The 11,073-nt window shown below is 72.8% G+C and carries 8 protein-coding genes and 1 pseudogene; 3 read left to right on the forward strand and 6 right to left on the reverse strand.

Going from position 1 to position 11,073, the window contains the following annotated elements:
* Positions 1–21 precede the first annotated feature (21 nt).
* Positions 22–2,193, forward strand: a complete 2,172-nt coding sequence (gene ligA, locus ACZJYS_RS07720; RefSeq protein ID WP_493176945.1) for an NAD-dependent DNA ligase LigA — start codon at positions 22–24, stop codon at positions 2,191–2,193.
* Positions 2,194–2,260: 67 nt separating this feature from the next.
* Here the strand turns inward: ligA and ACZJYS_RS07725 are convergent, their stop codons facing one another.
* Positions 2,261–3,136, reverse strand: coding sequence for a lipase family protein (locus ACZJYS_RS07725; protein ID WP_146201836.1), 876 nt, complete (start codon positions 3,134–3,136; stop codon positions 2,261–2,263).
* Complete coding sequence (locus ACZJYS_RS07730; protein ID WP_493176948.1) at positions 3,106–4,899, reverse strand: aminopeptidase P family protein; 1,794 nt, start codon at positions 4,897–4,899, stop codon at positions 3,106–3,108. Before ACZJYS_RS07730 ends, ACZJYS_RS07725 begins: the two co-directional genes overlap by 31 nt.
* A 272-nt stretch (positions 4,900–5,171) precedes the next feature.
* On the opposite strand from ACZJYS_RS07730, the pseudogene ACZJYS_RS07735 reads away from it, so the two are divergent.
* Positions 5,172–5,321: pseudogene (locus ACZJYS_RS07735) on the forward strand (YjiS-like domain-containing protein); the annotation flags it as partial.
* Positions 5,322–5,331: 10 nt separating this feature from the next.
* On the opposite strand, the gene ACZJYS_RS07740 reads toward ACZJYS_RS07735, so the two are convergent.
* Genes ACZJYS_RS07740 through ACZJYS_RS07750 form a run of 3 tightly spaced genes read right to left on the reverse strand, consistent with a single transcriptional unit; the run spans position 5,332 to position 9,022 of the window.
* On the reverse strand, positions 5,332–6,222 hold the full coding sequence (locus ACZJYS_RS07740; protein ID WP_493176950.1) for a 50S ribosomal protein L11 methyltransferase: 891 nt from the start codon (positions 6,220–6,222) through the stop codon (positions 5,332–5,334).
* On the reverse strand, positions 6,222–8,453 hold the full coding sequence (locus ACZJYS_RS07745) for an ATP-dependent helicase (RefSeq protein WP_109516094.1): 2,232 nt from the start codon (positions 8,451–8,453) through the stop codon (positions 6,222–6,224). Before ACZJYS_RS07745 ends, ACZJYS_RS07740 begins: the two co-directional genes overlap by 1 nt.
* Positions 8,450–9,022 carry a pentapeptide repeat-containing protein gene (locus ACZJYS_RS07750; RefSeq protein WP_181378018.1) on the reverse strand — a complete coding sequence of 191 codons (573 nt, stop codon included), beginning with the start codon at positions 9,020–9,022 and terminating at the stop codon, positions 8,450–8,452. The genes ACZJYS_RS07745 and ACZJYS_RS07750 overlap by 4 nt, the downstream gene beginning before the upstream one ends.
* On the opposite strand from ACZJYS_RS07750, the gene ACZJYS_RS07755 reads away from it, so the two are divergent.
* Positions 9,000–9,962 carry a hypothetical protein gene (locus ACZJYS_RS07755; RefSeq protein WP_245906171.1) on the forward strand — a complete coding sequence of 321 codons (963 nt, stop codon included), beginning with the start codon at positions 9,000–9,002 and terminating at the stop codon, positions 9,960–9,962. The two genes, ACZJYS_RS07750 and ACZJYS_RS07755, sit on opposite strands and share 23 nt — an antisense overlap.
* A 27-nt stretch (positions 9,963–9,989) precedes the next feature.
* On the opposite strand, the gene metF is transcribed toward ACZJYS_RS07755, so the two are convergent.
* Positions 9,990–10,991, reverse strand: a complete 1,002-nt coding sequence (gene metF, locus ACZJYS_RS07760; RefSeq protein WP_379633437.1) for a methylenetetrahydrofolate reductase — start codon at positions 10,989–10,991, stop codon at positions 9,990–9,992.
* Positions 10,992–11,073: the final 82 nt, after the last annotated feature.

Consider the following 11,073-nt stretch of genomic DNA (forward strand, 5'->3'; position numbering starts at 1 on the left):
CGCCGCGTTAACGGACATGCCATGACCGCGCCGCTCCGCCCGATTCCCGTCGACGACCTGACCGAGGCCCAGGCGGCCGAGGAACTCGCCGCCCTGGCCGAGGCGATCGAGACCGCCGACATCGCCTATCACCAGAACGACGCGCCGGTGATGACCGACGCGGAGTACGACGCGCTGCGCCGCCGCAACGCCGCCATCGAGCGCCGCTTCCCCGCCCTGAAGCGGGCCGACAGCCCGAGCGAGGCGCCCCCCGGCGCGGCGCCGGCGGCGGGCTTCGCCAAGTCTCGCCACGGCACGCCGATGCTGAGCCTGGACAACGCCTTCTCCCCCGAGGATTTCGCCGAGTTCGCGAAAAGCATCCGGCGCTTCCTGAAGCTGCCGCCGGAGGAGACGCTGCGCTTCGTGGCCGAGCCGAAGATCGACGGGCTCTCGGTCAACCTGCTCTACGAGAACGGCGTGTTCGTGCGCGGCGCCACGCGCGGCGACGGCACGGTGGGCGAGGACATCACCCGCAACCTGGAGACGCTGGACGAGCTGCCGCGCCACCTGCCCGCCCCCTTCCCGGACTCGATCGAGATCCGCGGCGAGGTGTTCATGACCAAGGCCGACTTCCTGGCCTTCCATGCCGAGCAGACGCGGCTGCACGAGGAGCGCGAGCAGCGGCGCGAGCGCGGCGAGAAGGTGGGCGAGGCGGTCCGCATCCCGGTCAACCCGCGCAACGCGGCGGCGGGCAGCCTGCGCCAGCTCAACCCCGAGGTCACGGCGCGGCGGCCGCTGAAGCTCTTCGCCTATGCCCAGGGGGAATCCAGCAGCCCGGTGGCCGAGACCCATGCCGGCTACCTGAAGCAGCTCGAGGCCTGGGGGTTCCGGGTGAACCCCCTCTCCCGCACCCTGCCGGACGAAACCGCCGCCGAGGCCTTCCAGGCGGAGATGACGGCGGAGCGCGCCGGCCTCGCCTATGACATCGACGGCGTGGTCTACAAGCTGGACCGGCTGGACTGGCAGGGGCGGCTCGGCTTCGTCGGCCGCGCGCCGCGCTGGGCCATCGCCTGGAAGTTCCCGGCGGAGCGGGCCGAGACGGTGTTGCTGGAGATCCAGATCCAGGTCGGCCGCACGGGGGCGCTGACGCCGCGCGCGGTGATGCAGCCGGTCAATGTCGGCGGCGTCATGGTGCAGCACGCCACCCTGCACAACGAGGACGAGATCGCCCGCAAGGATGTGCGGGTGGGCGACACCGTCATCCTCCAGCGCGCCGGCGACGTGATCCCGCAGATCGTCGGCGTGGTGGCGGAGAAGCGGCCGCCGGAGGTGGACGCCGCCGGGCCGTGGCGCCCCCTGACCCATTGCCCCGCCTGCGGCAGCCACGCCGTGCGGCCGGAGGGCGAGGTGGTGCGGCGCTGCACCGGCGGGCTGGTCTGCCCGGCGCAGACGGTGGAGCGGCTGAAGCATTTCGTCAGCCGCAACGCCATGGATATCGAGGGGCTGGGCGAGGAGAACATCCTCAGGCTGCACGAGGAGGGGCTGGTGAAGAGCCCCGCCGACCTGTTCCGCCTGGCTCCGCATGCCGAGCGGATGCGCGGCTGGGAGGGCTGGGGCCGCTCCGCCAAGGGCGCGGCCGGCACGAAGAAGGTGGCCAACCTGCTCGCCGCCATTGAATCCCGGCGCAACGCGCCGCTGGAGCGGTTCATCTTCGCCCTCGGCATACGCCGCATCGGCGAGCAGAACGCCAAGCTGCTGGCGCGGCACTACCAGAGCTTCGCCGCCTGGCGGGAGAAGATGGTGGCGGCCACCACCGTGGGCTCCGAGGCGCGGGAGGAGCTGGGCTCGATCCAGGGCATCGGCCCGGCCATCGCCACCGAGCTGGCCGAGTTCTTCGCCGAGCGCCACAACCGCGATGCGCTGGACGACCTCGCCCGCGAGGTGGCGCCCGCCGATGCGGAGGATTTCTCCGCCAGCGACAGCCCCTTCGCGGGGAAGGTCATCGTCTTTACCGGGACGCTGGAAAAGACCTCGCGTGACGAGGCGGAGGCGGTGGCCGAGCGGCTGGGCGCCAAGGTGACCAAGAGCGTCTCGAAGAAGACCGATTTCGTCGTGGTGGGGGCGGAAGCCGGGTCGAAGGCCAAGAAGGCGGCCGAGCTGGGGCTGCGGACGCTCACAGAGGCCGAGTGGCGGGAACTCGCCGGGCTGGGATAAGCACAGGGGAGGCGCCGCCTCCCCTGACCCCTCCGCCGGGGAGACAGTGTCTCCCCGGACCCCGCCCTCAGTGGCGCAGGCTGAGGGCGCGCTCGCTCATGCGGGCCGCCAGCAATTCCGCCAGCCCCTCGTGCAGCACGCCCAGCGGGTCGCGGCCCAGGCCCTGCGAGACGGAGGCACGGTGGCCGCCGCGGATGACCCGGTGGCGGGCACCGGGCAGCAGCGCCGAGGCCACGGAGACGAAGCCGTCATTCGGGCCGGCGCCGCGCCGCATCATGAAGCGGACCATCGGCAGGTAGCGGCGGTCCGGCCCCACCGCGTCCCGCTCCAGGTAGCTGCCGACGCAGAGCACCGGCAGGCTGGCGGTGATCTCGGCCACCCGCGCGGCATGGGCCGCCATCCAGGCGGCGCGGCCCTCGGTGGAGAGGTCCGGCAGGCCGGCGCCGCCGCCCATGCGCAGCGCCCGCACCAGCGCCGCCAGGCCGCGGTGCAGGCGGGGGCGGGCCAGCAGCGCATCGGCCACCGGCGAGCCGTGGAAAGGCGCGTGCAGCGCCAGCAGCCCGGCGCAGCGCGCCGCCACGGCAGGCTCCAGCAGCGCCGCCAGCGCCTCCAGCCCGCCCTTGCTGTGCGCCACCAGCAGGCAGGGCTCCGGCTCGGCCAGGATGGCCTCGGCCAGCCGCGCGGCATTGGGCGCGATGGGCGCGGTGGTGGGCAGCTTCACCACGCGGGCGCGGGCGCCCTGCGCCAGCAGCCAGCGCAGCTGCGTGCCCATGTAGTCCATGCCGAGCGGCGCCAGCCGCGCCGCCCCCTCCCCCATCAGGCCATAGACCAGCAGCACGCGCTGCCCCGCCAGGAGGGGCAGCATCGGCTCGGCAAAGGGCGCGGCGGGGATGGGGCGGCGCAGCCGGGCGGTCAGAGCGGCGCGCAGGCCCACTGCAGCCATTCCGCCACATCGGCTTCCACCGCGCCGCCGATCTCGGCCAGCACGCGGCCATGATAGGCATCCACCCAGGCACGCTCGGCCGGGGTGAGCAGCGCGCGATCGATCAGACGGCGCTCATAAGGCACCAGGGTCAGGGTCTCGAACTCCAGGAAGGGCCGCGTCTGGCCGGGGCGGGCCTCGGCCGCGCGGATCAGCAGCAGGTTCTCGATGCGGATACCATAGGCGCCCGGCTGGTAGAAACCCGGCTCGTCGGACAGGATCATGCCCGGCCGCAGCGGCACCGTCCGCGCCGCCCGGCTGATGCTGACCGGCCCCTCATGCACCGAGAGGAAGCTGCCGATGCCATGGCCGGTGCCATGGTCGAAATCCAGCCCCGCCTGCCAGAGCGGCGCACGCGCCACCGCGTCGATATGCGGCCCGGCCACGCCCTGCGGGAAGCGCAGCGTGGCCAGGGCGATGTGGCCGCGCAGCACGCGGGTGTAGCGCTCCACAAGGTCGGCCGGGGGGGTGGGGCCGCCCTCGCGCGCTCCGGTCCAGAGGGTGCGGGTGATGTCGGTGGTGCCGTCCGCGTACTGGCCGCCGCTGTCGATCAGGTAGCACTCGCCGGGGTGGATCGGGCGGTCGCTCTCCGGCGTGGCGCGGTAGTGGACGATGGCGCCATGCTCGCCCGCCCCCGAGATGGCGGGGAAGCTCTCGGCGCGGAACAGCGGCTGTTCCCGCCGGAAGGCCAGGAGGCGCCCGGCGGCGCTCATTTCCGTCTCGCCGCCCTGGGGCGCGTGGCGGGCGAACCAGGCGAGGAAGCGCGCCATCGCCGCGGCGTCGCGCTTGTGGGCGGCGCGGGCGCCCTCCTGCTCCACCGGGTTCTTGCAGGCGCGCGGCATACGGCAGGGGTCCTCGCCCGGGCGCAGCGTGGCGCCGGCCTCGCGCAGCGTGGCGGCGAACCAGACGGGCGTGGCGTCGGGGTCGATCCGCACCGCCTTGCCGCCGAGTCCGGCCAGCGCCTCGGCCAGCGCCGCCGGCGGATGCGCCGCCACTGCGTTGCCCAGATGCACCCGCACCGCCTCGGAGAGCTTGGCCGGCTCCATGAACAGCTCCACCCGCGCATCGGCGTGCAGCAGGGCGAAGCCCAGGGCCAGCGGCGTGTGCTCCAGGTCGCCGCCGCGCAGGTTCAGCAGCCAGGCCAGGGAATGCGGGTCGGCCAGCACCGCGGCATCCTCGCCGGCGGCGCGCAGGGTGGCGGCGGCCTCGGCGCGCTTCTCGGCCGAATCGCGGCCGGCATAGGCAAGCGGGTGCGGCACGGCGGGCGCGGCGGGCGGCGCCGGGCGGTCCCGCCACACGGCATCCACCGGATTGGCCGCCAGCGGCACCAGCACGGCGCCCGAGGGGGCCAGCCTGTCCAGCATCGATTGCGGGTGCAGCCAGGGGTCGTAGCCGATGCGCAGGCCGGCGGCGTGCTCGGCCAGCCAATCCTGCGGCGGCTGCTCGGTAAGGTGACGCTGCTCCCACAGGGTGGTGTCGGCCTGCTGCCGCGCCTGGGTGGTGTAGCGGCCATCGACGAAGAGCGCGGCGCGCTCCGCCAGCACGATGGCCATGCCGGCGCTGCCGGTGAAGCCGGTGACCCAGGCCAGCCGCTCGCCGCTGGGGGGCACGTATTCGCCCAGGTATTCGTCGCTGCGGGGGATCAGCAGGCCATCCACCCCGCTGCGGGCAAGCTCGGCGCGGAGGGCGGCGAGGCGTTCGGCGTGTGTCACTTCGGTTAGCATCCCGTTAAGAACATATTTCCACAGGTATCAATGCGTCTCGCGCATGGCTCAGCTTCGCTTGTCGCGCTCGTCTTCGCGCCTGCACAAGATTACATCCTGCTCATCGCACCAGGGGCGGGCGGTCGACGGCAAGAGCCAGTCCTGCGGACCACCCCGGCGCGCAACTGGAACGCTAGACAATGGAACCCCGCATCACCAAGCCGGAGTTTGACTCCGCCATCCCCGCCGCCGCCTTCAACATGGACGAGGCGCGCTCCGTCGCTCTCGCGGCGATGCGCGCGCGGGATGAGGCGATCGGCCTTTGGATCCGCAAGGCGCTGACCAGGGCCTACCGCGCCGTGGTGGAATATCCGCAGCGCCGTCGCGTGCAGAACGAGCTGTCCCTGATGACCGACCGCGAACTGTCCGACATCGGGCTGAGCCGCGGCGAGATCAGCCGCGTGTTCGACGGCGACTTCGAGGCCCAGGCCAGCCGCGCCGCCAACGCGCCGGCATGGTGCTGGAGCGGCGGTGCGCGGCCAGCACCATCCGCACCTGCGTGCCCAGCAGCCCGGCCAGGATGGCGGTGCCGCCCGGCGCCAGATGGTCCGACAGGCTCTTGGCCATGGCGCAGAGCGGCCGGGCCAGGATGTTGGCGAAGACCAGGTCGTAGGTGCCGGCGCGCACGCCGCGGTGCCGCCAGCCATCGGCCAGCCTGGCCTCCAGCAGGTTGCGCAGCCCGTTCATCCGGGCGTTCTCGGCGGCGATGCGCACGCTCCAGGGCTCGATATCGGTGGCCAGCACCTTGCGGTGCAGCCGCTTGGCCGCGGCCATGGCCAGGATGCCCGAGCCGGTGCCAAGGTCGAGGATGCGGCGCGGCCGGCGGTGCGCCATGCCCTCGAAGCCGATCAGGCAGCCGCGCGTCGAGCCATGCTCGCCGGAGCCGAAGGCCAGCCCGGCATCCAGCCGCAGCACGGTGCGGCCATAGGTGACGGGGTTGGGCATGTGGCTGGGCCGGATCAGCACGCGGGCGCCGATCTCCTGCTCGGGGAAGGCCTGCACGGTGCGGGCCAGCCAGCCCTCCGCCTCCACCGGCGCGCGCTTCAGCTCGGGCATCTCGATGCCGGAAAGCGCCGAGGCCAGCACCAGGGCGGGCAGCAGCTCCTCGTCGCCCACGCCGGTCTCGCGTACCGCCTCCAGGCCCCAGGTGTCGGTCGGGTCGTCCTTGAAGTAGCCCACGGTGGGGCAGACGGTCTGCAGCGCCGCCTCGAAATGCGGCACCGCCTCTTCCGGCAGGCCGTCGATGGTCAGGGTTTCCAGGGTCTGGGGATGGCGGCGGTTCATCAGGCCTTTTCCACGAAGCTGTCGAGCACGCGCTTCCGCCCCGCCTTGTCGAATTCGACGTCCAGCTTGTTGTCGTCGGTGCTCACGACACGCCCATAGCCGAATTTCTGATGAAAAACCCGCGTGCCGGGCGGGATGGCGGCATTCTTCGCCGGCCGCTCCGAGACCTCCCAGGCGCCGGCCTCGATGATGCGCGGCTTGCGCGCCACCAGCGGGAACTGCCCGGAGAAGACCGAGGGCGCCGCCATCATGCGGCTGCGCTCGGCCCGCGCGCCGCCCTCCTGCTCGATATGCTCGGGCGGCAGCTCCTCCAGGAAGCGACTGGGGATGGCGCTGCTCCAGTTGGCATAGAGCCGGCGGTTGGCGGCATGGCTGATGATGCAGCGTTTCCGCGCCCGGGTGATGCCGACATAGGCGAGGCGCCGCTCCTCCTCGAGCCCCTTGTCGCCGCTCTCGTCCAGCGAGCGCTGGTGCGGGAACAGCCCCTCCTCCCAGCCGGGGAGGAACACCGTGTCGAACTCCAGCCCCTTGGCGGCGTGCAGCGTCATCAGGCTGACCCGCTCGGCCTCGGGGGCCTGGTCGCTCTCCATCACCAGCGACACGTGCTCGAGGAAGCCGGCGAGCGTCTCGAACTCGCCGAGCGCCCGGATCAGCTCCTTCAGGTTCTCGAGCCGCCCGGGCGCCTCGGGCGACTTGTCCTGCTTCCACATCTCCGTGTAGCCGGATTCCTCCAGCAGGGTGGCGGCCACCACCACATGCCCCTCCCGCCCCAGCCCCTCGCGCCAGCGGGCGAAGCCTTCCAGCAGCTCGCGCAGCGCCTGGCGCGGCTTCGGGCGCAGCGCGCCCATCGCCGTCATCCGGTCCGCCGCCACCAGCAGCGGCACCCCCTCGGCGCGGGCGAGCTGGTGCATGGCGCGCAGCGCCGTGTCGCCCAGCCCACGCTTGGGGGTGTTGACGATGCGCTCGAAGGCGAGGTCGTCCGCCGGCTGCTGCAGCACGCGCAGATAGGCCATGGCGTCGCGGATCTCGGCCCGCTCGTAGAATTTCAGCCCGCCCACCACGCGGTAGGGGATGCCGAGCGTGATCAGCCGCTCCTCGAAGGCGCGGGTCTGCGAGCCGGTGCGGACCAGGATGGCGATCTCGGCGAGGTTGTGCCCCTCCCGCCGCGCGGCCTCGATGCGGCCGCCCACCATGCGGGCCTCCTCCTCCGAATCCCACAGCGAGACGACGCGCACCTTCTCGCCCCGCGAATCCTCCCGCCCCGGCCGCAGCGTCTTGCCCAGGCGGCCGCTGTTGCGGGCGATCAGCCCGGCGGCGGCGCCCAGGATGGGGGTGGTGGAGCGGTAGTTGGATTCGAGGCGCACGATGGTGGCGCCCGGGAAATCCTTCTCGAAGCGGAGGATGTTCTCGATCTCGGCGCCGCGCCAGGAGTAGATCGACTGGTCGTCATCGCCCACGCAGCAGATGTTGCGCTGCGAAGGGTCCTCCCGCTGGGCCAGCAGGCGCAGCCAGAGATACTGCACCAGATTGGTGTCCTGGTACTCGTCCACCAGGATGTAGCGGAAGCGGCGGTGGTAGTCGGCCAGCACGTCCGGGTGGGTGCGCAGGATCTCCACCACATGCAGCATCAGGTCGCCGAAATCGGTGGCGTTCACCTGGCGCAGCCGTTCCTGGTAGGCGGCGTAGAGGCTGCGGGCGCGGTTGTTGGCGAAGTCCGAATCCTCGGCCGGGGTGATGCGGGCCGGGGTGCAGCCGCGGTCCTTCCAGCGCTGGATGACGGCCATCAGCCCCTGCGGCGGCCAGCGCTTCTGGTCCACCCCAGCGGCGTCCATCACCTGCTTCAGCAGGCGCATCTGGTCGTCCGTGTCGAGGATGGTGAAGTTGCTGTCGAGCCCCACCAGCTCGGCATGGCGGCGCAGCATGCGGGCGCAGAGGGCGTGGAAGGTGCCGAGCCACAGCCCCTCCGCCGGCTGGCCGAGGATGGCGGAGACGCGCTCGCGCATCTCGCGCGCCGCCTTGTTGGTGAAGGTGACGGCCAGCACCTGGCTGGGGAAGGCCCGCCGCGTCATCAGGATATGGGCGAAGCGGGTGGTCAGCACCCGCGTCTTGCCGGTGCCGGCGCCGGCCAGCACCAGGAGCGGCCCGTCCACCGTCTCCACGGCGGCGCGCTGCTCGGGGTTCAGCCGGGCCAGGTAGTCGGCGGCGGCGGCGGAGGCGGGCATCGTCGTCATTGGCAGAACCCCACGGAGCCGGCGGCGCAGCGCCGGGCGCCATCGACCCAGAGCGCGCCGTCCAGCGTGGCGGTGCCCAGGTCGGCGCCCGACAGCTCCGCCCCGGTCAGGTCGGCATCGGTCAGGTCGGCGCGGAAGAAGCGGGCGCCGCGCAGGTCGGCCCGCACGAAGCGGGCGCCGGCCAGCCGGGCGCGGGTGAACTCGGCGCCGCGCAGCACGGCGCCGGAGAAGTCGGCTCCTGTGGCATCGGCCGAGGTGAAGCGGGCGGAGGGCGCATCCGCCTTGACCAGCTTCGCCTGCCCCAGACGGGCCCGGGCGAAGCTGGCGTCGCGCAGCACGGCACCGGTCAGGTCCACGCCGTGCAGGTCCTGCCCGTCCTGCAGGCAGCGTCGCCAGTCCACCCCGGGCGCGGGGGCGTCCGTGCAGGCCGCCGCGGCCGGGGCGGCGCCCAGCAGCAGGAGCAGGGGAAGGGCGAGGAGGGGCAGGATTGGCGAGGGCACAGGCTGGATATAGAACGGGTCACGAACGCGGCCAACCTCCGGCCGCTTGCCGGGAGGAGTCACCGCCATTCTCAGCCTGCCGATCCGCGCCCTGGAATGGTCCGCCCGGCAGGGTGGCGTGCTGCTGGCGGTGAGCATCTTCGCCGGCCTGTTCATCCCGCCGCTCGCCGCCGCCCTGCGCGAGGCGGTGACGCCGATCGTGGCGCTGCTGATGACGCTGGTGCTGCTGCGGGTCGATCCGGTGCAGGTGCTGGCCTATCTGCGGCGGCCGCTGCTGGTGGCGGCGCTGCTGGCCTGGCTGCTGCTGGGCTGCCCGCTGCTGGCCTTCGCCGTGACCCAGGCGGTGGGGCTGGACGGGCCGATGGGCGCGGGGCTGGTCATCGTCGCCACCGGCTGCGCCGCCACCTCCTCCCCCGCCTTCGCCCGGCTGGTGGGGCTGGATGGGGAGGTGGCGCTGGTGGCCTCGCTGCTCTCCACCCTGCTGGTGCCCTTCACTGCGCCGCCGCTGGCGCTGGGGCTGCTGGGCATCGACCTCTCCATCACCGTGGCCGGGCTGATGGCGCGGCTGGCGCTGGTGGTGGGGCTGCCGCTGGTGGTCTCGCTGGCTATCCGGCAGATGGCCGGCCCGGCGCGCCTCGCCCGCTGGGGCGGCGCGGTGGATGGCGCGGTGGTGCTGCTGGTGGTGCTCTACGGCTTCGGCGTGATGGATGGGGTGCTGGCGCTGCTGCTGGCCGAGCCGGGGCTGGTGCTGGGCGGCGTGGCCCTGGCCTTCGCCGGCTGCCTCGGCCTGAACCTGGCCACGGCGCTGGTCTTCCGCCCCGCGGGGCGGCGCCTCTCGCTCTCCGCCGGGCTGCTCTCGGGCAACCGCAACATGGCGCTCTACCTGGCGGTGATGCCGGCGAGCACGGAGCCGCGCATCCTGCTGTTCTTCGTGCTCTGCCAGTTCCCGCTCTTCCTCAGCCCCTTCCTGCTGAAGCCGGTCTATGCCCGGCTGGCGCGGCGGGGCTGAAGGCCCCCCACGGGAGGGGGCCTCCGCTCAGGGCGCCGCCGCCACCTTCGGCCGGGCGCCCAGGATATGGGCGATGGCATAGGTCAGGTCGGCGCGGTTGAGGGTGTAGAAGTGGAACTCGTCCACGCCATTGGCCTGCAGCAGCCGCACCTGCTCGGCGGCCAGGGCGGCGGCCACCATGCGGCGGGTGTCCGGGTCGTCGTCCAGCCCCTCGAACAGCTTGCCCATCCAGCCCGGCACGCTGGCGCCGCACATGGCGGAGAATTTGCGCACCTGGTTGAAGTTGGAGACCGGCAGGATGCCCGGCACGATCGGCACGGTGATGCCGGCGGCGAGACAGCGATCGAGGAAGCGCAGGAACACCTCGGTATCGAAGAAATACTGGGTGATGGCGCGGGTGGCGCCGGCGTCGATCTTGCGCTTCAGGTTGTCCAGGTCGTGCTGGGCGGAGCTGGCGGTGGGGTGGGTCTCCGGATAGGCGGCCACCGAGATCTCGAAGTCGCCGACCTTGCGCAGCCCGGCCACCAGGTCGGCGGCGTAGGCGTAGCCATCGGGGTGGGGCACGTAGCCCGCCTCGCCGGCCGGGGCGTCGCCGCGCAGCGCCACGATATGGCGCACGCCATCGGCCCAGTAGCGGCGGGCGACGTCGTCCACCTCGCCGCGGCTGGCGCCGACGCAGGTCAGGTGCGCGGCGGGCGTCAGGCTGGTCTCCCGCACCAGGCGGGCGACGGTGGCGTGGGTGCGCTCCTGCGTGGTGCCGCCGGCGCCGTAGGTGACGGAGACGAAGCGCGGCGCCAGCGGCTCCAGCCGCCGCACGCAGGTCCAGAGCTGCTGCTCCAGCGCCTCGGTGCGGGGCGGGAAGAACTCGAAGGAGAGCGCGGGCGGGGGCAGCTCGGTCGGCACGGGCAGGCCGGCCACGCGCGGGCCGGTCAACCAGCGCTGCAGGGTGCCCGGGGCACCCGTCTGGGAGGAGCCAAGCTGGGCGCCCTGCGGCGCTTCGGGGGCGGCGTGGTCGGCGAAGTGGTTCATGCCTCCCCCATACTGCACCGGGCGATGGAAATGAATGCGGTACACGCACGGGGTTGTTTAAGCCAGCTTGGCCTTTAGATGT

The organism is Roseomonas sp. TS2 (genome assembly GCF_058833935.1).